The 24,517-nt window shown below is 40.5% G+C and carries 20 protein-coding genes; 4 read left to right on the top strand and 16 right to left on the bottom strand.

Annotated elements, in window-relative coordinates; all coding sequences use genetic code 11:
* Positions 1-88: 88 nt before the first annotated feature.
* The 8 genes from gap to hetZ form a co-directional block, all read right to left on the bottom strand.
* Positions 89-1,114, bottom strand: coding sequence for a type I glyceraldehyde-3-phosphate dehydrogenase (gap, locus tag HGD76_RS22715; protein ID WP_168697114.1), 1,026 nt, complete (start codon positions 1,112-1,114; stop codon positions 89-91).
* Between the two features lie 189 nt (positions 1,115-1,303).
* Complete coding sequence (locus HGD76_RS22710) at positions 1,304-2,521, bottom strand: RNA-guided endonuclease InsQ/TnpB family protein (RefSeq protein ID WP_233466962.1); 1,218 nt, start codon at positions 2,519-2,521, stop codon at positions 1,304-1,306.
* Complete coding sequence (locus HGD76_RS22705; RefSeq protein ID WP_168697112.1) at positions 2,499-3,110, bottom strand: IS607 family transposase; 612 nt, start codon at positions 3,108-3,110, stop codon at positions 2,499-2,501. Before HGD76_RS22705 ends, HGD76_RS22710 begins: the two co-directional genes overlap by 23 nt.
* Before the next feature lie 63 nt (positions 3,111-3,173).
* A complete protein-coding gene (gene gmk / locus HGD76_RS22700) occupies positions 3,174-3,779 on the bottom strand; it encodes a guanylate kinase (RefSeq protein WP_168697111.1) in 606 nt (201 codons plus the stop codon).
* Positions 3,780-4,045: 266 nt separating this feature from the next.
* A complete protein-coding gene (gene remA, locus HGD76_RS22695) occupies positions 4,046-4,312 on the bottom strand; it encodes an extracellular matrix/biofilm regulator RemA (protein ID WP_015080662.1) in 267 nt (88 codons plus the stop codon).
* Positions 4,313-4,705: 393 nt separating this feature from the next.
* A complete protein-coding gene (locus HGD76_RS22690; RefSeq protein WP_233466961.1) occupies positions 4,706-7,042 on the bottom strand; it encodes a transglutaminase TgpA family protein in 2,337 nt (778 codons plus the stop codon).
* A 261-nt stretch (positions 7,043-7,303) separates the two neighbouring features.
* On the bottom strand, positions 7,304-8,080 hold the full coding sequence (locus HGD76_RS22685; protein WP_233466960.1) for a PatU: 777 nt from the start codon (positions 8,078-8,080) through the stop codon (positions 7,304-7,306).
* 194 nt (positions 8,081-8,274) lie between these two features.
* Positions 8,275-9,462 (bottom strand): heterocyst differentiation protein HetZ, encoded by a 1,188-nt coding sequence (gene hetZ, locus HGD76_RS22680; protein WP_168697109.1) that lies wholly within the window; start codon positions 9,460-9,462, stop codon positions 8,275-8,277.
* 211 nt (positions 9,463-9,673) lie between these two features.
* Between hetZ and HGD76_RS22675 the strand changes: the two genes are divergently transcribed.
* Complete coding sequence (locus tag HGD76_RS22675; RefSeq protein ID WP_041458069.1) at positions 9,674-10,147, top strand: hypothetical protein; 474 nt, start codon at positions 9,674-9,676, stop codon at positions 10,145-10,147.
* Positions 10,148-10,276: 129 nt separating this feature from the next.
* Here HGD76_RS22675 and sds read toward each other — a convergent pair whose 3' ends face one another.
* A complete protein-coding gene (gene sds, locus HGD76_RS22670; protein ID WP_015080667.1) occupies positions 10,277-11,248 on the bottom strand; it encodes a solanesyl diphosphate synthase in 972 nt (323 codons plus the stop codon).
* Between the two features lie 827 nt (positions 11,249-12,075).
* Between sds and HGD76_RS22665 the strand changes: the two genes are divergently transcribed.
* A complete protein-coding gene (locus HGD76_RS22665) occupies positions 12,076-12,273 on the top strand; it encodes a hypothetical protein (protein ID WP_015080668.1) in 198 nt (65 codons plus the stop codon).
* 58 nt (positions 12,274-12,331) lie between these two features.
* On the opposite strand, the gene murI is transcribed toward HGD76_RS22665, so the two are convergent.
* From murI to HGD76_RS22635, 6 genes are all read right to left on the bottom strand, one after another.
* Complete coding sequence (murI, locus tag HGD76_RS22660) at positions 12,332-13,186, bottom strand: glutamate racemase (RefSeq protein ID WP_168697108.1); 855 nt, start codon at positions 13,184-13,186, stop codon at positions 12,332-12,334.
* Between the two features lie 76 nt (positions 13,187-13,262).
* Positions 13,263-15,131, bottom strand: coding sequence for an N-acetylmuramoyl-L-alanine amidase (locus HGD76_RS22655; RefSeq protein WP_168697107.1), 1,869 nt, complete (start codon positions 15,129-15,131; stop codon positions 13,263-13,265).
* A gap of 241 nt (positions 15,132-15,372) precedes the next feature.
* Complete coding sequence (locus HGD76_RS22650) at positions 15,373-17,229, bottom strand: N-acetylmuramoyl-L-alanine amidase (RefSeq protein WP_168697106.1); 1,857 nt, start codon at positions 17,227-17,229, stop codon at positions 15,373-15,375.
* 422 nt (positions 17,230-17,651) lie between these two features.
* The gene (locus HGD76_RS22645; RefSeq protein WP_148764730.1) at positions 17,652-19,064 is read right to left on the bottom strand and encodes a cation:proton antiporter; all 1,413 of its coding nucleotides are present in this window, start codon (positions 19,062-19,064) and stop codon (positions 17,652-17,654) included.
* A 402-nt stretch (positions 19,065-19,466) separates the two neighbouring features.
* Complete coding sequence (locus tag HGD76_RS22640) at positions 19,467-19,988, bottom strand: hypothetical protein (protein ID WP_233466959.1); 522 nt, start codon at positions 19,986-19,988, stop codon at positions 19,467-19,469.
* A gap of 16 nt (positions 19,989-20,004) precedes the next feature.
* On the bottom strand, positions 20,005-20,355 hold the full coding sequence (locus HGD76_RS22635) for a hypothetical protein (RefSeq protein WP_168697105.1): 351 nt from the start codon (positions 20,353-20,355) through the stop codon (positions 20,005-20,007).
* Positions 20,356-20,552: 197 nt separating this feature from the next.
* On the opposite strand from HGD76_RS22635, the gene HGD76_RS22630 reads away from it, so the two are divergent.
* Together HGD76_RS22630 and HGD76_RS22625 are read left to right on the top strand one after the other, a co-directional pair.
* Positions 20,553-20,873 (top strand): hypothetical protein, encoded by a 321-nt coding sequence (locus HGD76_RS22630; RefSeq protein WP_148764726.1) that lies wholly within the window; start codon positions 20,553-20,555, stop codon positions 20,871-20,873.
* The gene (locus tag HGD76_RS22625) at positions 20,866-21,333 is read left to right on the top strand and encodes a type II toxin-antitoxin system YhaV family toxin (protein ID WP_148764724.1); all 468 of its coding nucleotides are present in this window, start codon (positions 20,866-20,868) and stop codon (positions 21,331-21,333) included. The genes HGD76_RS22630 and HGD76_RS22625 overlap by 8 nt, the downstream gene beginning before the upstream one ends.
* Positions 21,334-21,418: 85 nt before the next feature.
* On the opposite strand, the gene pruA is transcribed toward HGD76_RS22625, so the two are convergent.
* Complete coding sequence (pruA, locus tag HGD76_RS22620; protein WP_168697104.1) at positions 21,419-24,397, bottom strand: L-glutamate gamma-semialdehyde dehydrogenase; 2,979 nt, start codon at positions 24,395-24,397, stop codon at positions 21,419-21,421.
* Between the last annotated feature and the right edge of the window lie 120 nt (positions 24,398-24,517).

Genomic DNA, 24,517 nt, shown 5'->3' with positions numbered 1-24,517 from the left:
TTGGTCAGTGGTCAGTAGTCAGTGGTAAGTTGTTATTGGGAAGAATGTTTTACCAATTACCAATTACCAATTACCAATTACCCATTACCTAAATCAATCCTTCTTTCTTGGCCATTGACAACATTAAATCAATGACGCGGTTGGAGTAACCCCATTCGTTGTCATACCAGGAGACAATTTTGAAGAAATTAGCATTGAGTTCAATTCCTGCACCCGCGTCGAAGATGCTGGAGTGGGAATCACCTTGAAAATCCGTAGATACTACCTCTTCATCGGTGTAACCCAAAATACCTGATAAATTACCTTCCGCAGCTTTTTTCATCGCTGCACAGATTTCTTTGTAAGAAGTGGCTTTAGTAGTTTTGAAAGTTAAGTCAACCACGGAAACATCAGGAGTGGGAACTCTCAAAGCCATTCCAGTTAATTTACCTTTCAATTCTGGTAATACCAAAGCCACCGCTTTAGCCGCCCCTGTAGCGGAGGGAATAATATTTTGACCCGCACCCCGGCCACCGCGCCAATCTTTACGACTGGGACCATCTACCGTGGGCTGAGTGGCTGTTGTGGCGTGAACTGTGGTCATTAACCCTTCGGCTAAACCGAAGTTATCATTAATGACTTTAGCAATGGGGGCTAAACAATTTGTAGTACAACTTGCATTGGAGACAATCAAGTCTTTTGCTGGGTCAAATAGGTGATGATTTACACCCATGACCATTGTTTTTACTTTCTCTGGTTCTTTTGTCGGTGCAGAAATCACAACCCGCTTTGCACCTGCTTTGAGGTGGTTTTCCGCCCCAGGGTAGTCCGTGAAGAGTCCTGTGGATTCGACAACATAATCTACACCCAATTTACCCCAAGGTAATTCGGCGGGATTTCGCATGGATACGCAGGGGATAAAATAACCGTCAATAACTATCCCGTCTTCTCTGGCTGCAACTTTGCTTTTCAATCTTCCGTGTGTAGAGTCGTACTTGAGAAGATAAGCCAGGTTATCGGGGGGAACTAAATCATTAATTCCTACAAATTCAATATTGGGATTAGTAAGACCAGCACGTAACACAAGTCTACCAATTCGACCGAATCCATTAATACCAATTTTCAACTTCGTCAAAATTAAACCTCCTGTGTTGGGAATTTCAGCAAAGGTTAACTGGCCCGGTTAATTCTAGTCTGACTTAGCTGATTCTTACAGTCACAAAAGGCATAAAGTTAATTTAACTGGCATATTTTAAGGTTTAGCTATTGTTCATTGATTACTTGCATTAAAATCTTCGTGTCTTCATAGAGGAGACTGATACTTTTAACCGAGATATTCCCTGACATCTGAGATATCGTGAATGTCCAGTACAACATCACCAACTGAGTTGGTAAAGGTGGTATCCCACATTGCCTTGAGGAAAATCCCCACGGCTCCATTAAAATCTCGCGGTATTTCATAACCGCAATTAGGGCAAACAAAGTTCTTAGAACTACCAAGTTTTCTATGAACGTGTCCGCATTTCGTGCAAGTCTTCGATGTATATTCTTCAGTTATTCTCACTAATTTGGAACCGTAACGGTTACACAAATGTTCAAGAGTTTGAGAGAACTGATAGAATGCCCAAGTCATCATTGCCCTAGCTGTTTTGTTTCTCAGTTTCCGTTTCTTTTTGACAACCATTTGGTAAGTCTCAAAGGTAGGAAGTACAATCACATCATAGTTTTTGGCTAGATATGAACCGACTTGTTTATGGCACTCAGAGCGAAGATTTTTAATCCTAGTTCTGAGCCTTTCCATCGCCAGTCTAAGTTTGGATCTAAGACGTTTGAATTTGTGTCCAACGCTTAGATCATGTTTTGATTTAAGCTTATCAAGGTGTGAGCAAAGTTTAGCTATTTTGTTGAAATCTCCATTCCCAAACTCTAAGAAGTCGCTGCCATCAAAACCAGTCATAAAAGTTCTGATGCCGGGGTCAAGTGAAATTATTTTATTTGTAACACTTGCGGTCTGCTGCAATTCTACAGGGAAGTGAGCAAACCAGCGACCCTTGTTGTAGGTGAGTTCTGAAGACCCGTCAGTTAAAACACAAAAATCTTGTCCTCTAAATTCAGGACGCGGTAGATGTTTAGTTGTTGATACCATCCATCTACCATTTTTATATGCTGACGGGTCAAATTGAATGGTTAGTTTTTGGTCACGGATACTTCGGAACTTAGCAATCCTTAGTCCTGCTTGATGATGCGGTTTTTTGTCTTTACCTTTATTAATTGTTTTGGGGTTTTTGGCTGTTTCTGACCAGGCTTTATATGCTTCCATTGCAGCGTTGTCTAGTATTTTAGAAACATTCAAATCTAAACACCATTGAGGGATTAAACCGGAGGCTTTAAGCATGGTTCTAAACCCCATTTTTCCACCTTTTTTACCAACCTTACTAAACCCTTGATTTTCGTTTAAGTAGGCAATGGAAATGTTGTAAACCTTGCGAACGGCAGCCACCCATTTTTTCCAAATAAACTCAAGTTCCTTTACTGGATACACTCGGTAACTCACTGTCTTCAGCGACTTGTTTTTTGTACTTTCTGAGTCCGTACAATCGCCAACTGAAGACATGGATAATGGCAAGAATATCTTCAACCATTTCGCGTTCTGGACTGAGGTTCGCTTGGTTGAGAACCAATACTTGAGTTTGCTGCCTAGCACAGAGCCATGAGATAAGATCGAATCCAAAGCGACAAAGCCGATCTTTGTGGGCAATGACAACAAGCTTGCAAGTGTTGCCGAGAACTCTGTCCAGTAAGGTTTGAAGACCTTTTCGCTTGAAGTTGAGTCCGCTGCCGATGTCAGTGATGATTTCTGCGTCAGGGTAACGAGACTGGAGAAACTGAACCTGTTGCTCAAGGTCGTTTTTCTGACTGCGGCTTGAAACTCTGGCATATAAAAGGGTGGCTCGTTCGTCTGGCGGATTGCCATGTCGAACAGGGATAATTGAATCGAGGTTATATCTTCTTTGTCCACCTTGGGTAAAGATGCCTTCGATTTTCCCGTCTTCAAGCCACCTTTCAAGCGTTTTGGTGCTGACTCCCAATCTGGTAGCAGCGACTCTTGGAGGTACATAATTTACTGTCATCTGATAGAACTAAGTTTGTTGCTTGTCCTATCATACCACGAATGTCCGGCTATGTCTAGTATGTCATGGTAAATTACGTCCTATCTCTAACTCTATTTCCTTTAAAGCTTGCTCAAAATCATCATTGATAATTTTTATATCAAATTCGTTAGCAGCGGCAATCTCCTCTTCAGCACGTTGCAAACGACGAGAAATAGCCTCTTCTGAATCTTGTCCCCGTCCACGAATGCGGTTTTCTAGTTCTGCAAATGAAGGTGGCAAAATAAAAATACTCAGGGCACTAGGGAATGTATGACGGATTTGTCTTGCTCCTGCTAGTTCAATTTCTAGCAACACCAACTTACCCAACTGAATATAGTTCAAAACAGCTTCACGGGGCGTACCATAACAGTTACCAGCAAATTCTGCCCATTCTAAAAATTCGCCTTGAGTAACTAACTGTTCAAACTGACTCCGACTAATAAAGTTATAGTTTTTACCATTGATTTCTCCCGGACGAGGTGAACGAGTCGTTGCAGATACTGAATAATGCAATTCTGGATAACGCCGGAGAATTTCATTCATTAACGTACCTTTGCCGACTCCACTCGGACCGGTTAAAACAATTAGTTTGCCCAGAGGCGGACATTCTTTCGTATTTGCACCATTATGGGTAGGTAAAACTTGCATTATCCGTGAAAAAAGTGAATTAATAAATACAAATGATTCCTTAGTCTTGTTTTAGCGACTAAAATAACTAATACTATTTTGAATTTAGGATTTGAGATGGTTAAATACCTACGGTATCAGCCTCTGCGGCAGTATTTCTTATCCTCACTCTTCAAAATAGCATCAAGACTAAAGAATTTGTAGCACTGGTGACAGAAAACCAGTCTAATTCACATAGTACAGCCGATATGGTACAAATAGAGTTGGGTTGATAATTATGCCAATGATTAATTATCTACAACATGATGATCACGAGAAATCACAAACCGATTGGCTACGGTTTCTGGTTGAATCGCAGAGAGAATAACATGACTAGAATCAGTAATAATCACTGCCCTAGTCCGTCGTCCATAGGTAGCATCAACCAGTTGACCTCTATCCCTAGCATCGGTGATAATGCGTTTAATGGGAGCAGATTCTGGACTAACGATGGCAACGACTCTGTTGGCAGAGACGATATTACCAAACCCGATATTGATTAATTGAATTTCCATAAAAAAAATTTCAGCTAAACGAGAAATGAAAAGCTTGTAGCAAACTTATTTCCATGTTATCGCTAAAGAATGGGAGTTACAACGATTTAACCCCCGTTAATCTGAGTTTTTTCATAACTTATGCTTTTTTTAGCTGTGTTATCGGCCAAATCTCCTAAAAATACTCCCTATGATATATGCAAGATTATATCCATCTAAGCTAGTAAATGTTTCTTGTGAATTGAAAATAATATAGGCAAGATGAGCTTTTTTAAGCTGGGAATGGGCATTTATCCGGCAGATTTCGCTCTAATGAGGTACAAACTTGAATTATGAAACTCTTGTAGTGCGGGCATCTTGCCCGCTACATAAGTACCTCATAACACCGGAAAGTGCTGTAAATGCGCCGAATGATCAAGAAACGCGATTTTTATCAACTTTCTTCAATGCTTGCCATCTTTGTTGTAACTGCTGCCAGTTGGGAGTATGTCCACCATAACGCCAACTCACATAAGCATGACAGATTTCATCTATCACCTCCGCTATTTCTGGAGAATGGTGTTGGTATGAAAACTGGGCATATTCTAGAGGTGTTTGACTGGGATGCTTACCTAAACCCTTGTTAGCATTCCATTGTAGCATTTGCTGGTAAAGTCTTTCCATTGGCGGTAATTTCTTTAACCACCGGATATTTAGCCACTTACGCCATTGTCCCCAACCCAGCCAACCTAAAAAAGCCGCGATTGTCCCCACAATTAAACCAGTTAATACCCCCAACCAACCTTTGGTAAATAAAGCCAAAAACCAAGCTATTCCTGGGAATAACCAGCTAAATATCGTCCCAAATACAGTATTTAAAATAGCTGTAATTGGTGAAGGTAGCCAACCAGCTACCCAATTCCAAAATTGCCGCAGCACACTAAAAGTCTGATCTTCTTCTATCGAAGGGGGAATTAAAGGATGTCCAGGAATTGGATCAAAGGTAAACCAGCCATACTTAGGAAAATAAACTTCCGTCATGGCATAGGCATCAGTATTGCGGACAACATACATTCCTGTAAACGGATTAAACTCTCCTGGGGCAAATCCCGCTACTAACCGCGCTGGAATACCTATAGAACGCAGCATAATCGTTAATACAGTGGAAAAATGGTCTGGATAACCACCTTTATTTTTGAATAAAAAGGTTTCTACCAAGTCATCCTTTTCATTCAAATAAGGCAAATCTAAAGGATTTGTCGGTAGGGTGTAATTCTGTTTAACATACTGGGCTAAGTAAAGAGCTTTTTCATAAGCTGAATCTAGGCTTTTCGTCCCTGGAGAACGGGAAACCCTTTGTTGATCATAACTAGCCAGTATTTCTTCAGTTCGTTTGCGGACTTTATCGGCAATTTTTGGCGGGATTTGCAGGTAATAGTTTTTAATATTGGCTGGATATTTAGTTGATGCTTTACCTAATAAAGAGCGATCGCGGTAAGGAACATCCGAAACTACGGTATATGTTAGCCCTTCTGATAACTGTACTGGCGCACGTAAACCATCTTCTTGATCAACCGCTATCATTGGTGTGGGAAAGTACAAACCTTTGGGATAGGACATTGCTGGAATCAGATTAGGCAACTCTGTCACCAAATTATAGGTTTGCACTACCTCTTTAGTGAGAGTAGCCAAGGGTGCAAAATCAATAGAAATGCGGGAAGTCCAGGATGATTGTCTGAGGGTAGTAACTTGATCATTACGGGAAATCTTCCAACCCTTACCCGTATAATTGTCAAAGGCCAGGACGCGCCAAAAACCTGCTGCTTGCGATCGCACTCGCATCACCACCTTGGGTTTCATTTCCCCCCGCAGGTTTTGGTTGATCTCGCTATTGAAACCGTAATAAAAATTACTGTTTATTTTTCCTGGTTCACCAGCTTTTCCTGAGCCACTACCACTATAATTGTCATTACCTTGACCATTACCCTTGCCTTCACGGACATAACCGGGGTTAATAATACTCCGCCCCGTAAAATTTTCGGGAATTTTCAGGGGCGCACTCACAGGAAAAGACTGAATCTGATAACCAGGAACTCTGGGTAAAATTGCAAAAATCCCCAGTCCTAAAGCCACAATCAACAAAAAATTTACAATTAGAAATTTAAAATTGAAACTAGAATTATTCTTTTTGGCAGATTTTTCCGAAGTAGATTGCTTGAACCCTAGACGAGAACGGTAATCAAGCACTAAAGTGGGGAGAGATATTCCTAAAAATAATAGTAACACAGGTGCAAACGTCATAGTTTGGCTCAACGTCGCCGCCACACCCACCAATATCAACCCAATCACAATCGAATAGCCCAAATCTTTGCGTCGGGGCGTATCAAAACTATGTAATACCTGCAATTGAATCAATAACTCCGCCAAACTTAGCCGAGTATCATTCCAATTACCAATAAACCGCCCAAAAAAAGCCCCCAAAGCCAATAACATTCCTATCGCAATACAGAACTGCACAGGAATATTAGAACTACGGCGACGGTAGTAACTCCACCCCGTTCCTACCATAGTTAATGGTACTGTCCACAGACTAAATTGAGTTTCACCAGCAATATCCGTGGCCACAATCCCCAAAATTACCAAAGCCATCACCAGCACTCGTAAAGGAATTGAATCTTCCACTTCCCTTGTTGGAGATTTTCCTCTAGTTTGTTGCCACTGATTACCTACCGGTAAACGCCAAAACCGATTCATCCTGGATGAATTAAACATTTTCAAACAACCAAAGCTATGATGTAGACGCTGCGGACACAATGCTAGGTATGAAAACTATCATCTTGTCTTCACCCCCTTATCCTAGCCGTATACTCCCTAAGAGTACAAGTATCCTGCTCATAGCTAGGGTTCTAGATACACCTTTAATTAATATTGTTGATTTCCAAGAGAATTAAGTTTTAAAGCCAGAAAATTAATCAAGATTATTATACATCAGTTGCCATTGCTCCCATCTAATTCCTAGATATGGCATTTGCCTTAGATTTTCACCTGAATAGCCAACAATAAAGGCTGTTGATCCAATTCGGGAAACTCCACTGCCAAAGTATAAGTTGGCTGATTTCTATCAATTTGTAACTCTATCATCGGTATTTCTGAAGTCTCAGACCTCACAAATTCTTGAGTAGGATTACCCTGGAGTTGTAAAATCCCCAATGTAGGTAATTCACCCTGAACCGTCAACCTCGTAAATTTACCTAAATTCCGTAATTCTACTCGAATACTCAAAGTCCCCACCGTAGTGAGCCATTGTCTTTCTAGCAGTGGCTGATTAAATGAAATCGGCAAAGTTAGATTTTCTAACAGTTGCTTGGCTGCCATTAACGACAATGCCATTTGTTGACGTGGTAATAAATCAAAATAATCGCTCTCAACATCAGCCGTAGCTGTCAAAGTATCAGCAGAACGATAAGAGCTTCTCAACACTAACCCAGCCAAATCATTGATGACTTGAGTATCGGTAGGAAACATACTTTCTACCACCTGAACTAATTTAGCTCCCAGAGGTAGGGAAGATGTCAATAAAACCTGACATTTGGCCAACAATTGCCAAAAAACTTTTTCGGGCAAAGGAATCGGTAAATTTAACTTAGATTGGTGGACCCTCCACCCCCAAACAGGAACTAATCCCAAAGATTGTTCTTCTACACAGTCAGGATACTCCACTGATTGTGTTTCCCAGGGGAACAACGGCGGATTTTTTTCTATTTGGTCTTGTAAACGACGCTTAAGAATAGCTTGAAAACGTTCTTGCACAGTAGGAATTTCTCCCAATTGAAAGGTTTGGGGCTTTTCTTGTCAATCTGAGTTCACCAATAATTTGGCTACCATCTGGAAATGAATGTCTGCCCCGTCAATTTCCTCACATTATAACAAGCTATACAAGTAGGTGCTGAATCTGTAATTTTTCAATACCCAAGCAAGTTGATGATTTTGTGAAGATTCACAAGTCACCATTCATGGGTAGATGCACTAGATCCGGACACTAAGGAATTCCGAATTTCCCAAGCCTGTTCCAAAATCTTAAACCAACGTTTCTGTAATTGTGCCATTGACAAGCCTACAGTCTTAGATATTTCCTCATCAGGTTTTCCTGCTTGCTTCAAATCTAAGATGGACCTTTCTTTATTATCTAACTGGGCTGTATAAGTTTCCCATTGAATTGGAGTTAAACCCAAATTAGTTGGTAAAGAAACTTCTAACCACTCATGTACCAATTCCCAGCGATGTAAAAGAGCAAACCGAATTAAATGATATTTAAACCGTTGCTGTAAGTAATCACGCTGCCGAGATGTTAAACCTAAAATTGACTCAATTTCTGGTGCTGATAAATCCTGAAGACGAAGAGCAAAGTAATCAGCACAGTCGGATTGTTCTTTTTCTGCTAAATAGTCTATTAATTCAGTAATCACAACCGAGCGCAGGGTATCTTCTTCTGGTTCGGGCTGCATTGCCATAGCCGAGCGCAATTGGTGGATAGCTGGCTCTTCCCAAGAACCGTCAGACTCACCACCCCCACCAGATGATGCCTGTTCTATATCTACACTTGTTTCTAAAGGCTGCTGTTTAGAAAAAGTTTGCGCTCGCAGAATAATTAACTGTTGCTGCCTACCGGGGAGGGGAATCCGCCGTTTACCATATCGTTCGGTAAATGCCATGTATTCTCCCAATTCCAAGAGAGTATGGGGACGATAGGTAAGACCTAATTGGTTCTCCCTTCTAAAAGCATTTAAAGCCTCCAGATAAAAACTCTGGAGAAAATCTTCAATAATCGTCAACCGCCCTTGATAGCTTAATTGCTTGTGAGGGGGATTAATATAACGGTAAACAATAGCACTCAATGTGCTATGTAATTCTACCCTACCACGACTTGAACCTAACTGATAGTATCGGATACACTGTTGTAACCGATGTTTAGCTAGGCTCATGGCTGAACTTTCTACAGATCCGGAAGTTTGAATGCGTTTACTTTCATTACAAATCCGCAAAACTTCGTTAGTAATTCTCACAGATACATCGTGACAATTTTGCTCCGAAGCCTTAGTTGACTGTTGAAGTTCCTTAAATAGGAATTGAAAGATGACCTCCACGCTGATAGAAATTTTCCCCTGATTAGTTGCGATTGCTGTTGAATTCATAGTCCCAGTTCTCAAAAAGACCCTAACATACTTTGGACACGACTTGTCAGACCTTAGATAATAGCTGCATGGTTTTTGTGTACAAGTCAAACGCAAACCAATCTACAGTGAGGATATGTGGCGTAAGAAGATTGAACTTGTGAACCCCCATTTTGTGGGATATTTTGCGCTCATGTTTTAGCCATTATCCAAAAGTCATTTACAACTCATGATGGATTTAGAAGCACAAATTCAATTGCTGATAGACAATGCACCCCAGGATGGCGTGACACCACAGATTATGGTATCAATCGCTCCTGTATTAATCGCTATTGCCCAAAAGTTAAACCACTACCAATACTTTATTCTCCAAAATTCTGAGCAGGATTGGGTTTTAACTACATTGAGCAATCGCGCAAATCCAGGAATAGAAAAGCAAGTTATTTACGCTTTCCCTACCATACAAGATGTTTCCCTAATCTCAGATGATGGGCGTGACCCTCACTTGCTGCCAACCCTCATGGATGTTACTCAAATTTTATTCCAATTGGTAGCCCTGAAACCAGTACACAGCATAGTTTTTATCGAAACACCAGGAAATATAACAAATACTGTAGAAGTGCGGCGTTCTCAACTAGAAAGGCTGATTCAGCAACGATTACAGGAATTTAAAGGCAAAAAAATAATTCCTCCCAATATTGCATAACTAGGAGTCAGGAGTCAGGAGTCAGGAGTCAGGAGGAAGAATTAGAAGGAGGAAGAATCCATAACTAAATTTGGGATTTTGGATATTAAATCTCCTCAATCCCAAACCTTAAATCGCCCTAAATTTTGCTTAGTAGAGACGACTTAGGACATAGTCGGTCAAATTCATCAGGGCTTCGCGGGATGCTGATGGTTCTAAAATACCAATATGCTCGGTGGCTAATTTGCCATGGTGAGCAGCTAACTCTCTAGCTCGCTGGATACCTCGACTATCATGAATTAGTGCCAATGCCTTTTCTAAATCCCCTTCTTGGGCAAACTCTCGGTTAATCAAGGCTGCCAAGTCAGGTTTTTCTTCCAAGGCAAATAAAGCTGGTGCTGTCAGGTTGCCACTTTTGAGGTCAGAACCCGCTGGTTTACCCAGGGTGTCTGTGGAACTGGTGAAATCAAGAATATCATCTACTATTTGGAAGGAAAGACCTAAATGGCGACCGTAACTGTACAAGTGTTCGGCAGTTTCTAGGGATGTTTCACTAATTAAGCCAGCGGCTTTAGAACTGTTGGCAATTAATGAGGCTGTTTTGTAATAACTCTTTTGCAGGTAGGTTTCTGTAGAAAGATCAGCATCAAAACGATTTAACCCTTGTTGGATTTCTCCAGCGGCTAAATCCATAATTACTTCCGAAAGCAGTTTAACAACATCCAAATTATTGAGATTTGCTAAATACCAAGAGGATTGAGCAAAGAGGAAATCCCCGGCCAGTACAGCAATGCGATTACCAAACAAACTATGTACTGTCGGTACACCACGGCGGACATCTGACTCATCTACTACATCATCATGGACTAAGCTGGCTGTGTGGATCATTTCTGTAATTTCTGCCAGTCGTCGGTGACGCGGTGTAATATCTTCTTGTAGCATGGTTGCCCGCGATATCAGCAGCACTATCGCAGGTCTGATTCGCTTACCCCCAGCACCGAATAGGTGTTCGGCTGCGGCATAGAGAATGGGGTGGCGATTTCCAACTAGCTGTTTAAGGTTATCTGCTAGTATTTGCAGGTCTGCTTCCACAGGGGTAAACAGGGAGGTGGCTGGGGTCATGGATAGGCGGACTCTGGCTTAGGTTACGAAAGTTTACATATTCTTTAATTTTAAGATAACCCAGTGTCAGCGCAAAGTTTTCCTCTGGGAATCTGATTTTTAATATCTATTAAGTTATTCGGAGCTTGAATTAAAAATATGTTATCATAAATGCTCTTTTAATGTCGCTTCATTTCTTGTCACCCCAATTCTGCGTAGTTATCAAAGGTAGAATGTTAATAAAATAACGCGCATTACCAACAACCGCAAATTCGCTGTCAGCAACGAAAATTTTTTAAATTTAGTGAAAAAATTAGCTTCAAATTCAGGCTGGCTGTGTTAGGCTAATACCTAGAGATATTAAATTTTTCAGCTTATTCACTTCCTAAGTAAAACCATCATTGGGTGATTTTACGCATTAGTGTTGTGGGTCTAAAATAACTCGTCGCCAAAGAAAAAATGGGAATAATTCCTAGATTCTCGGCGATAATCATGCTTTTTGAGTTGAATTATGCTTTTCCAGTTATGGAAGTAACTCAACGTATTCAGCGCACGTTGGGTATTGGCGTATATCTATTTAAATGGGCGTGAAGTCAATAACACAGGCTAGGTAGACTGCTGATGAGCGCAGTTAAGTTTTGCTATTTAGCAATTTTACTGCTGTCGGATGTATGGCCTGGGAAAGTTGATATTAAAGAAAATAAATTAATGGACCAGAGAAAATGTATTTTCTACTGGAAAGTTTAGTATAGCTAACTACAGTTATCAAGGGTGTGCTTGGATTAACTAAAGTTTCGCTAGTTTTGTGTGCAATTTTATCTTCCTTAGTAATTAAAGATGGGGGAACAATGATTTACGGAAATATGCCCATGATGATATTTATTTTAGCTGCTGGATACTTATTTAGTGTGTATTTATTATTAGCATTAGCCAAGCGAACGGGCAAAAAAGGTCTTTCTCAAAGCGATTCTGATGCTGTCCAAGATAAGTACAAGCAGCAAAGAGGATTAACGACAAATGTGACTGAAGCTATGAATAGTCACTGAGAGGGGAGAGGGGAGAGGGGAGAGGGAGAAATTTTCTTCTTTCTTCTTTCTCCCCTTATCATAGGACAGCATCAGCAAAACAGACTTGTTCTACCATTGGGGTATAGCCTAACCACTGCAAAGCAGACTGGGTAAATTGCTGAGGACAACCGCTGACAGCGAAGCGGGTGGGCATTGGTGGATGAATATTCTTAATCCCTAGTATATCTAATTCTTGAGAGCAAGCAGCTACTACATGAACTGCTGGATCAATTAGTTTGACTTGGGTAGGGAGGAGCGATCGCAAAACTGGTGACAAATGGGGATAATGGGTACAACCATAAACTAAAGTATCTATTTCCTGCTTCAGCAAAGGTTCTAGATAAGTTTTGGCGATTTCAGTAGTATAAGGATCATGAATGCGATTTTGTTCAATTAGTGGCACAAATTCGGGACAACTGACCTGCCAAACTTGGACATGGGGTTGAATTTCTAAAATAGCCTGACGGTAGGCATTGCTTTGAGCCGTAGCTGGAGTAGCAATGACACCAATGCGCTGTCCTTGTTGGACTGCTGCCTTTGCCCCTGGTAGAATCACTCCTAAAATGGGGAAATTAAATTCTTGACGGACTATATCTAATGCCAGAGCCGAACTGGTGTTACAAGCCATAATTGCCATTTTCACCCGTTGCTGCTGCATCCAATGGAGGATTTCTCGGACAAATTGGAGAATTTCTGGTTGGGAACGAATACCATAGGGAAGGCGGGCTGTGTCCCCCACATAAATAATTGATTCGTTGGGGAGTTGTTGATAAATTTGTCGCAGTACGGTTAACCCACCGACACCACTGTCAAATACCCCAATCGGAGCGCGTTGAGGTTCTTGAGGGGAGAAAGTATCAAAATGACTATCAAAAATAGAAGATGAATACACAGCAAGTATTAATTTGGATTGTGGTTAGTGGTCAGTGGTTAGTGGTAAAGAAAAAACAACGAACAACAGACGATCATTATCTTTGTTTTAAATAATTCAGAATACCACTAGCTATGCCCTCAGCCATACGACTTTGGTATTCTGGTGATCCTAAACGGGGATTATCTTCTCGACCGGTCATATAACCTGTTTCTACTAAAATAGCAGGCATAGTATTTTTTCTCAGCACATAAAATCTAGCTTTACGAGTGCCTCGATTCTTGAGGGTACTAATATTTTGGAGAATGGCTTGCCGGACAGTGTCAGCTAAAGCATAGCCATTGTCGTAATAATAAACTTCCAAACCATTGACATCAGGGCGATTATCCACAGCATTGGCGTGAATACTGACAAATAAAGTTGCATTAACACGCTTGGCTATATCCACTCGTCCTTGCAGTTCCACAAAAAAGTCAGCATCTCGCGTGAGGACAACTTGGATACCGTTTTGTTCTAAAATTCTCGCCAGTTTTGTACTAATAGGTAGAACGACATCCTTTTCTAGCAAACCACCCAGTCCAGGAGCGCCAGAATCTTTACCGCCATGTCCAGGATCAATAACTACTAAAACTTTGCCATTAGGAACTGGTAGACGGGGCTGGGATCTTGTTTGCGGTGGGTCTGTGCTAAAACTTGGAGGATCTAGTCGTGGGATAGAAGGGATAGGTGGTGTAATTAAAGGGCGTTGAGAGCGGAGGTTAGTTTGTAATTGTAGTGCTAATAATTGAGATGGGACTTGATTAAGTACCCCAAAGCTAACACCAGATGCAGGTTGAACAAGAACAACTACAGTATTGTCAGATTGGGGTTGGAGACGGACTTTCAGAATAGGGCTATTACTACTAAAAACCGGACCTTTGACCTGATTAGCTAACTTAGCATTGGGAATGGTGATGCGAAATAGACCGGAACTTCTATCCCAACCAGTGGTAGCAGATATGGCTTGATCTGCCCGAATTAGTAATTGTGTGCCATTACCACCGATTTCTACAGATTGAATAATTGCGGGGGAGTCACTCAGTGATGGTGCGGAGGATTGGTTATTATCAGGTAATTTGGCCAAACGATCTGGGATGACGACAAAACCGCTGTTACCACTAAGTAGGGCTTGCCAATTGCGACTATTGCTATCTAACTGCAAGGTCATGCGAACAGTAGATGGATTACTGGATGATTGGCTAAATTGGATACGACGGACTCCATAGCGATTAATCACTAGATCCCGTTGTCCCATATTTTGTGATAAGGCTGCGCCAATGATATCAATATTAACAGAGCGATTGTCTTGACTGCGATTAACTTGCAGTTGAGGATTTCCACCACTGGTACTAATAAAAAACCCATCCCCTGTAACTCGGAATTGATCAATTTGCACTACCCCTGGGGGGATTTCTCGATTAGATGGGGTAATCCGATTTGCTGTAACTACGTTGTAAATACTTCTGGGGTCTAGTGTTGGTTCAGATGATTGATCTGATGTTGGGGGTAGTGATGGTTCTCCAGTTTGCCCAGAAGCAACTTCTGGCTGTGGTAATTCTACTATCCAGCGTTTGCCATTGGTGGGAATAAATTTGACTTGCTTGGGGTTAAAGGTGTAACCAGGGGCTAGTTCGATAACTAAGCGTGTTGTCTGGTCATCAAATTGACCGATACGAATAGTGCGAATTTTGCCACCAATCTGTTGGGTTACGGACGGACGACCAAGTTCGGTTCCTGGTAAGTCAATTACCAAACGGGTGGGGTTAAAAATAAGTTGGGCTTGGGGTTGGACAGCGCTAGATGTGTTAATTTCTAAGTGATTTTGATTGGTATCAAACCGCCAAGATTCTAATTTCGCGGCAAAAGCGGGCGAAGATAGCATGAAGACCGTTCCAAAAGTGCTAGGTATTAACCAATGTAGTTTCACAATCCTTTCTCCTGATTCCTATTGATGGGATTTGTCAATATCTCGACTTATGGGCTAATCTTCAGACCATCACCGCTGCAAATTTAACTTTGTGCAAGTAAAAGATTTTGGTGTTGGTAGTAAGACACGGCTAATGGCGTAGGATTATAGCATATAATCGGGTTACTGTTGCCATTTGGTCAGCAAATTTATTTTTCTAGGGTTGGTGATGAATCAGATGACAGGTGATAAAAGTTACTTTTCATCTGGATTTTAAATACTGAAGTATGCCTTGGGCGATCGCATCGGCCATTTGATTTTGATAAGCTGAAGTTCTCAGTTTGGCAGCATCGTCTCTACCGGTCAAGAAACCGGTTTCTACCAAAATTGAGGGCATAGAAGTTTTGCGAAGCACATAAAATCTAGCTTTCCGCACGTTTCTGTCTCTGACATTGAGACTTTGCAGAATTTTACTATGGACAATCTGAGCTAGTCTTAAACCACTATCATAATGATAAGTCTCTAAACCACTAACTTCTGGACGATTTGCACCTGCTGAATTAGCGTGGATACTGACAAATACATCAGCATTAGCCCGTTGTGCCATGGTCACCCGTCCCGGTAAAGTCACAAAGTAGTCAGAACCTCTAGTCATAATTACTTGGATACCATTTCGTTCCAAAACTTCAGTAATTCTTTTGCTAATTGGTAAAATAACATCCTTTTCCAGCACTCCACCGATACCAATTGCCCCTGAGTCTTTACCACCATGTCCGGGGTCAATTATCACTACTATTTTGCCTTTACGAAGGGAGCGCCTTGGGGTAATTTGTGGTTGTCTGGGTTTAAGGTCAGGTAGTTGTTGTTTGGGTGGTAATAGGGGAGGTAAATTCATGGGTGGTCTAATCTGACGATATTGTTGCAGTTTTAGAGCCAGAAATTTGTCTCCTGCTTGATTGAGTACACCTAGTGTAACACCTGATGCAGGTTGAATCAAGATAACTACAGTATTTGGCGGTTGCGGTTGCAGACGAAGTTTGATAATAGGACTATTAGCATTAAAAGTGGGGCCTTTGACTTCATTGGCTAATTTAGCATTAGGAATGGTGATCCGGAACAAACCAGAACTTTTATCCCAACCTGTAGTAGCGGATATAACTTGGTCGGCTTTAATTAATAATTGTGTGCCATTGTCCGCAAGTTCTATAGATTCAATTGTCGCAATTGAGTCGTTATTGTTTCTGGTGGGGGGAAAATTATCAGTTTCAGGGGCATTAACCATTCCCCTGGTGGGAAGGATGATTAAACCGCTGCTACTAGCGGTTACTCGCCAATCAGGGCTATTTGTGGCGATTTTTAAGGTCATGCGGACAGATGTTGGGGTTGTTTGCAATTGAGTCAATCCAATGCTGTCCACACCGTGTTTATTAACGGCTAAATTTCCTTGTGTTAAATTTGCTGATAAAGTTGCATCAAGAATGTCAATAAATACCGTAGTTTGATCTCGACTTCTGATGATTCTAGTTTGAGGATTACCGCCATTTGTCCGCATAAAAAACCCATCACCAGTAATTTGGAAACTCTCAATTTGAGTTGTTCCCCTCCTGCTGTTAGCAGTTTTAGCAATGGGTGAAAATTCAGGTTTTGCCTGGGAATCTATGCCGACTAAATTGTAATTATTATTATTATTATTGTTAGTGTTATTATTGGTGGCAGATGAGTTGGAATCAGATTCTAATTTTGGTAGTTGTACTGTCCAGCGATTAGCACTTTTACCCACAAATTTCACTTGTTTTGGATCTAGGGTATAACCAGGACTTAATTCTAAAACTATCCTGGTTGTTTGTTCATCAAATTGACCAATGCGAATTTCCCGAATTCCTCCACCTATTTGTTGAGTTAACTGGGAACGTCCGAATTTCACACCCGGTAAATCAATTACTAACCGAGTGGGGGTAAAAACTAATTGTGCTTCTGGTTTTACAGCACTATTTGTATTAATTTCTAAGAGATTTTGATTTCGATCAAATCGCCAAGATTCCAATTTTGCGGCTAAAGTCGGCGACGATAGCATGAGTACAGTACCAAAGGTAGCAGGTAGTAACCATTGTAGTTTCACGGCTTTTTCTCCTTAGCTAAATTAAATAATTAATAATGATATGAACACATACAAAAAACACCCACCACTGTCAATTACTGACATAGATTGGCGGGTTATCCTCCATAATTACTAAAAACATCTTTAAGCTGTAAAAACTGTCCTGAAAAAAAATAGAAATACAAAACATTATCAAGGCTACTAAAATGGGGGGAAAGGAAAGTTTTATAGAACCAAAAGAAAACCAAAAAGTAAATTTAATTAAAGGTAGAAATAATAACCATGTTTAAAATTAGAGGGTTTCCAGATTACAGGAGACGGAGATTGGATGAGAGAAGTTTCTTCCAACCTCCTGATATAGTAAATGTAAAAACTACAACAGAGAAAATTTCCAACTATCTTCTGTGATATCTACAGCAGAATTTGAGGTGAAATTCAAATTACTAATCATCTTTTGTGGTGATGAGAGATTGTGGTGTTTCTACTGCTAATGTTTTGCCAGAGTTGCTATCTAAATTTGCTGAGGTGTTTGATTCTGGAAATACAAATCTCAACAGGGGAGGAGCGATGAATGTGGTAATAATAACCATCATAATAATTGCTGCTCCTAATGGTTTTGAGAGGACACCACTAGCTGCACCGACACCAGCAAATACTAAGCCAACTTCACCCCTGGGAATCATCCCCACACCAATGGCCAAGCGGTTAATGCCGGGTTGACCAAATACTGTTAAGCCTGTCACTACTTTACCAATGATGGCGACTGTGATCAGGAAAGTTGCCATGATTAAGGCTTCCTGATTGGTAGGAATGGCTGGGTTTAAGACTCCCAAATCGGTTTTTGCCCCGACTGTGACGAAGAAAACTGGAACTAGCATATCAGCAATGGGGATAACTTGCTTTTGGAGTTCTTTGCGTTTGTCGGTTTCTTCGAGAACTAACCCGGCGGCAAAAGCCCCAAGAATGGCTTCTAAATGGATGACTGAGGCGAGGTAAGCCATGATTATGGCAAAAATGAAGGCAGGGATGACTAATTCACCTCTGGTTTTGAGTTGATCTGCGATCGCTACAAATGATTTATTAAAGACATTACCAAAAACTATCGCCCCAATGAGAAAAGCACTGGCACTAATAATCAGATAAATGACGTTACCCACATCAACTACACCATCTTTGGCTAAACTGGCAACTACCGCGAGAACGATAATTCCCAAAACATCATCAATAACGGCTGCACCGAGAATAATTTGCCCTTCTTTAGAATTCAAGCGTCCTAATTCGGAAAGCACTTTGGAGGTAATTCCAATACTGGTTGCAGTCAAAGCTGCACCGGCGAAAATTGCGGGAATAGCACTAATCCCAAATATGGTCATTAATCCCACTGTACCTGCTGCAAAGGGGACTACTACCCCTGCTGTAGCCACTACGAAGGCTTGAACACCAACGGCCATGAGGTCTTTGAGGTTGGATTCTAAGCCAATTTCAAACAGGAGGATAATTACACCCAATTCTGATAAAACTGAAACCACCTCAGACTGCGCTGCAAATACCTGTGGTGTGGCTTCTGGGGTTAATCCAGCGGTGAGTTGCAAGAAGGTCATGATTAAGGAATTAGAAGCGTCTGTACCACCTTCTGGGAAGACTAACAAATGGAGTACGGAAACACCGATAATTACACCACCGAGAAGTTCACCTAAAACTGCTGGTAAGCCGATTTTGTTACATAATTCTCCACCAACTTTGCTGGCAAAGTAAATTACGACTAAGCTTAAGAGGACAGCGGCTAATACCATGGAACTGTCTGCGGTGGCTGTGGCTGTGGCCAATAAGGGAATGGTTGCACTGATAAGCTGCATTGGTTATCTGAATAACAATTTCTTTATTTTTACTCTTTTTTTGACGGGAATTTATTCAGGTATATATACACCGCTAATAACAGCTATAAGTTGTGATATACAATTAGACCGGCGGTTATAAATCGCGTTTACATGGAAAAAAATACGCACTTACATTATGCTGAGAATTTAAGCGATACTATAGATTTGGAGTCTTTGAATCTAGTAGAAAAGCGTTAATTCATTTTGATTGTAATTACGCTGATAAAAGCTTACCAGAGTGTCCCAAAAATAGATAATTAGTTTCAGGTCCCCGACTTATTGAAGAAGTCGGGGATATATTAAGATGGATAGTCAGAATCAGGATATCCAGGATTTAAGGATTGACAGGATGTTGATATTGTCAGAATTAGGATGTCTAGACTAATAACGTTCATGAATTGATTTACATTCCCAAAACATTCCCGGAGCAACGGTTAAGATTTGCTCATTTGGCATCATTAATTCCCAATAAGCAAGCCCAGAATCATCTTCTAAATCTGGTTCTAAAATTAGTTCGTAATGATCCTCAAATGATAAAGTGAGTTTAAAATTATTACTATCAATTACAAAATTAGTTAGTTTTTTATTTTCCAAACACTGTAATTGTATTTTAGCAAGTTCGGCAGCGTTTTGATTATTTACGAACATAGATGAATGACAATGACTGAAAAGACTATTTCTTAGCATTAAATACCAAGGTGTAGCCCTAGTGTTAAGTCGCCAGCTTCCTTTGCATAAATGTGCTAATTTAGGATGATTATAGGCAGTCATTTTACCAAAATGTAACCGTAATTCATCCCCATAACTAAATGTAATTTGATGGCAAATTTCGCCGATAATTGGTTGAATAATTTGATTTATATCTAGTATTGAATTAGCAAGAGATGTTTTAGGAGTCATCATTAAGGAGAATAAAAACCTATATAAGTTGTCGCTCAAGATTCTGCACTGCTCTAAGTGCATCTTGCATTATAGGAGCATTTTGTTCAGGTATGGAACTATAAACAGCTAAAAATTGCTTTGCGCGGGTAGCAGCTACATAAAACAGGGAACGTTTTTTTATAGGGTTTTGATCTCCTCCATCTGGATTAATAACATACACAATATTAGCATCATATCCTTTAGTATCCCAAACCAATGCAACATTGATGGTTTGCGGCTCAACTGCCAATTTCATGCGTTTTACTTGACTGCTAATATCCTCTCCACTACGACGGTTTACCCTATTACCAAACTTTGCATACAATACATTAGATATCTCTTGTACCATATTTTTGCTAAAACACTGGATTAATACACCTCCTTTCAGGACATTCTCTAAACCCTGAGCAGAAAAAAGAGGTTATTTGTGTAATTTTGTCTATAGTATAATATCATTTTTTACAAATCTTATATAGTCAATAACTACTGATAAATCACTATTTATTGTTTGTTATAATGTAATTACATCATGTACATACACCACAAATGAGTAACTCCTACAATATTCGTAGTACCAAAATTGGTAACAGTTCAGGGTTTCGACTTCCTGCTGATTTCTATCGTGAACATCCCCAATTTGCGAATGCAGATGGTTGGATTGAGGTTTTATCACCCGATACAGCAATTGTGCGAATTGTTCCTCAATTGCAGGATGATGAAGATGCAGAAGACTCTCTATTAATGCAGTTGTTTCTTGATTTTGCCACCACAGAAGCATTGAAAAATAATACATTACAACCTTATACAACAGAAATGTCTAAAAATGCTCATCAACTAATTGAAGGTGTGCAATTAGAAGATGAGTAAATTTGTTAGTAATAATTGGGAAATTTATTTCCATCCTCAATTATTTGGTAATCAATATCAAGCGTTATCAAATCGCGTTACTAATTTGCGAGAACAATTACCAGAAGCAGAGTTTAAAACTCATGCAACAGTGAAACTTTTTGCAGCAATTACTATAGCAATTGAAACCAAAATTACTTCTGATCCTTTTGCTAGTCATTTTGTCTTAACGGGTGCATTAAAACGCTATAGTCGAGTCAAAAAAATGGGTTTACCAGAACGGTATCGGCTATTTTTTCGCGTGTTTGATACTCCAGAATTAAAAGCAATTGTGATTTTATGGTTAGGGTTTCCGCGTAAAGAAGGTGCTAAGGATGACTGTTATGATGTGTTTACTAAAATGGTAACAAGAGGGACGTTTCCAGATAGTTTGGATGAGTTATTAGGAGATTGTAGGGTAAATGTGGATGAACTTGAGTAGTAACAGTAACTTGGGTTGAGAAACTGACAGGATTTAAAGATCCCCGACTTCTTCAAGAAGTCGGGGATCTGGTGATATCATCTAATTATTCAGCACCCTCAATTGGGGCAAAACCTTGACGTTGGATGTTTTCTGTGATATGGCGTGGTTCTAAGAATTGCAACAGATAATCTGGTCCTCCAGCTTTTGAACCGACTCCAGAAAGTTTAAACCCACCAAAGGGTTGACGGGAAACTAACGCCCCGGTAATATTCCGGTTAATGTATAAGTTCCCTACTTCAAATTCTGCTTGCGCTTGTTCAATGTGGGAAGGTGTGCGAGAATAAAGACCACCAGTTAAAGCGTAATTTGTGCCGTTGGCAACATCTATTGCTTCTTGAAAATCTTTAACTCGAATTACCGCTAAGACAGGTCCAAATATTTCCTGTTGTGCAATAACTCCATTTGCGGGTACTTCTGAAAAAATCACAGGACCGATAAAATAACCTTGGGTGGGTGCGGGTAACTCTAAAGCTAATTTAGCTTCTTTTTTGCCTTCTTCAATATACTCCAAAATGCGAGATTGGGCATTAGCATCAATTACCGGACCAACTTGGGTACTGGGTAACTCCGTTTCCCCAATATTCAAGGATTTTGTGGCTTCTACCAACCTTTCCACAAAAGCATCATAAATGGGTTCAAGCACAATCACTCGTGAACAAGCAGAACATTTTTGACCACTATAACCAAAAGCAGATTGGACAACGCCGACAACAGCCTGGTCTAAATCAGCACTTTCATCAACAATGATGCCATTTTTGCCACCCATTTCTGCAATTACCTTTTTAAGATGCTTTTGACCAGGTTTGAGAATTGCGGCTTCTGCGTAAATTCTACAACCTACTTCTTGAGAACCAGTAAAAGCAATGACATGAGTATCAGGATGATTTACCAAATAAGCGCCGACTTGAGAACCCTTACCAGGAACGTATTGAAAAACACCTTTGGGGATTCCCGCTTCCATTAAGATTTCTGTAAATTTTGCAGTAATAACAGAAGAAGTTTCCGCCGGTTTGAGTAAAGTACAATTTCCCGAAACCAAAGCAGCGACAGTCATACCGCAAGCAATAGCCAAAGGAAAATTCCAGGGAGAAATCACAATAGCGATTCCTTTGGGCTGGTAAATATAACGATTGGTTTCCCCAACCACATCATAAATTACACCCTTATCCAACCGTTCCATTTCCTCAGCATAATAAAGACAAAAATCAATAGCTTCCGAAACTTCCCCGTCAGCTTCCTTAACAGGTTTCCCCACCTCCAAAACTATCCAAGCGGAAAGTTCAGCGCGTCTTTCTTCCATTAACTTCCCAGCTTGACGCAAAATATCCGCACGTTGCTTAACAGGAGTTTTTTTCCAAGCGGGAAAAGCAGCTTTAGCAAATTTCATTGCTTCCTCAGCTTGTTCAATGCTAAGTAAACCTACTTTACCGACAATTTGACTAAAGTTAGAAGGGTTAAGAGAATCTACAAAAGTTGTCGTATTTACATATTCCCCATTAATGAAAGGTAAATAAGTTTTACCCAACTGCGGACGTACACCCTCGAAAGCTAAACGCGAACTATCCCTGCTTTCTTCCTTGGCAAAATCAGTATCCGCAACACCGCAGAACCCCCCCTCAGTCCCCCCCGCAAGCGAGGGGGAAGTTAGAACTGGTATTGGTGGTGCTAGTAATTCTTCAATTGGACGATTTTCTAAATTTTGGCGTAAAAAGGAGCTATTTGCGGTATTTTCCAACAACCTACGAATTAAATAAGCCATTCCCGGTAATAAGTCACCGTAGGGACAATAGACCCGGACGCGATAACCCTTATCTACCAAAGCTTTAGCTATTTTATCACCCATGCCGTAAAGCACTTGCATTTCAAAGCGACGACGGGGAACATTGAGACTTTCCGCTATGGCTATGGCGCGAGATTGCGATCGCACATTATGACTTCCTATGGCAGAATAGACATACTCATGATTTTCGAGTAATAGTTGCGTAATCGTCTCAAAATTGGCATCGGTGGCGACTTTATCATTGTAAACTGGTTGTGGCCAATGCTTTTGAGCAGCTTTAATAGTTTCCTGATCCCAATATGCACCTTTAACCAAGCGAATACTGAGAGGATAACCGCGTTGTTTTAACCAAGCAATGATATCTCTAGCGTCTTGTTCACTATCACGCAGATATGCTTGGATTGTCATGCCAATATCTGTGCGTTGACGAAATTCCTCTTCCAGTAACAGTTTTTTGAGAATGGTAAAAGTAATATCCTTGTAGGCGTATTGTTCCATGTCAAAATGGACTGCTGCGCCCAATTCTTGAGCGCGACGGAGTAAAGTCCGAATATGATTGCTGACTCTTGCTTCACTACCTTGAGCATCTAAAGGGTCAAATTGGGAGTAAAACGCCGTTAATTTGACAGAAACCTGAACTTTCGGGATATTTTCGCCGTCAGCTTCATCAATAGCGGGAATTTTCGCCCAATTTTTTGATGCTTCTACCAATTGCTGCATCAATTCCAGGTATCTTTCTAAATAAGATTGCGCTTCTACTTCCGTAATTACCGCTTCACCGAGTAAATCAATGGTGAAAGCCATTTTCTCTTTTCGCAGTCTCTCAACGGTTTTGATGACTTGCTTAATATTTTCGCCGGAAATATACTTGTGTGCTAAAGTTTCTACAGCAGTTCCCACGGTTGTCGCTGCTACCTGTGCGGGCATAGAATCGGGGTTAGCAAAATTTAAGATTGCTTTTAAAGCTGCGGGTAGTTCTACCGATTCATCTCCCAAATATTCTTGCATATGGGAGGCGATTTCTGATTTACTATGTATTGCGGGCAAAGTATCAATGAACCGAAATAATTGTACTCTTAAACCCGGATTACTCATAGCCCAATCGAGTAGTTTATCATCCCAGCGCATTTGGTCGCGTAAAGCTGATAAAAATGAGCGATTTTCCTGACTAGCAGCTAAAACTTGTTTAGCAATTTCTTGGGTTTTCGCTTCGTATCCGCTGTTTTCTACTGATAATACCATAAGTTTGTTAGTTTCCAAACAATATTTTTTTGAAGTAATGTTGAATGATTGTCCAAAAATGGATTACGGTGTTATTTCTAACTTAGTTAACGCCATTTTGTAAACTTTCCTAGTAGTTTT

The organism is Dolichospermum flos-aquae CCAP 1403/13F (assembly GCF_012516395.1).
GTDB lineage: Bacteria > Cyanobacteriota > Cyanobacteriia > Cyanobacteriales > Nostocaceae > Dolichospermum > Dolichospermum lemmermannii.
Note: the sequence above shows the minus strand (reverse complement) of the source record. Positions and strands in the feature narration are given on the sequence as shown.

Excerpts from the sequence above, each read along its gene's own strand:
- HGD76_RS22665 (WP_015080668.1), top strand. The coding sequence starts at position 12,076 with ATGATTTACGGAAATATGCCCATGATGATATTTATTTTAGCTGCTGGA.
- HGD76_RS22675 (WP_041458069.1), top strand. The coding sequence starts at position 9,674 with ATGGATTTAGAAGCACAAATTCAATTGCTGATAGACAATGCACCCCAG.
- HGD76_RS22690 (WP_233466961.1), bottom strand. The coding sequence starts at position 7,042 with ATGTTTAATTCATCCAGGATGAATCGGTTTTGGCGTTTACCGGTAGGT.
- remA (WP_015080662.1), bottom strand. The coding sequence starts at position 4,312 with ATGGAAATTCAATTAATCAATATCGGGTTTGGTAATATCGTCTCTGCC.
- gmk (WP_168697111.1), bottom strand. The coding sequence starts at position 3,779 with ATGCAAGTTTTACCTACCCATAATGGTGCAAATACGAAAGAATGTCCG.
- pruA (WP_168697104.1), bottom strand. The coding sequence starts at position 24,397 with ATGGTATTATCAGTAGAAAACAGCGGATACGAAGCGAAAACCCAAGAA.
- hetZ (WP_168697109.1), bottom strand. The coding sequence starts at position 9,462 with ATGAATTCAACAGCAATCGCAACTAATCAGGGGAAAATTTCTATCAGC.
- HGD76_RS22705 (WP_168697112.1), bottom strand. The coding sequence starts at position 3,110 with ATGACAGTAAATTATGTACCTCCAAGAGTCGCTGCTACCAGATTGGGA.
- HGD76_RS22640 (WP_233466959.1), bottom strand. The coding sequence starts at position 19,988 with ATGATGACTCCTAAAACATCTCTTGCTAATTCAATACTAGATATAAAT.
- sds (WP_015080667.1), bottom strand. The coding sequence starts at position 11,248 with ATGACCCCAGCCACCTCCCTGTTTACCCCTGTGGAAGCAGACCTGCAA.
- HGD76_RS22635 (WP_168697105.1), bottom strand. The coding sequence starts at position 20,355 with ATGGTACAAGAGATATCTAATGTATTGTATGCAAAGTTTGGTAATAGG.
- HGD76_RS22645 (WP_148764730.1), bottom strand. The coding sequence starts at position 19,064 with ATGCAGCTTATCAGTGCAACCATTCCCTTATTGGCCACAGCCACAGCC.
- HGD76_RS22630 (WP_148764726.1), top strand. The coding sequence starts at position 20,553 with ATGAGTAACTCCTACAATATTCGTAGTACCAAAATTGGTAACAGTTCA.
- HGD76_RS22625 (WP_148764724.1), top strand. The coding sequence starts at position 20,866 with ATGAGTAAATTTGTTAGTAATAATTGGGAAATTTATTTCCATCCTCAA.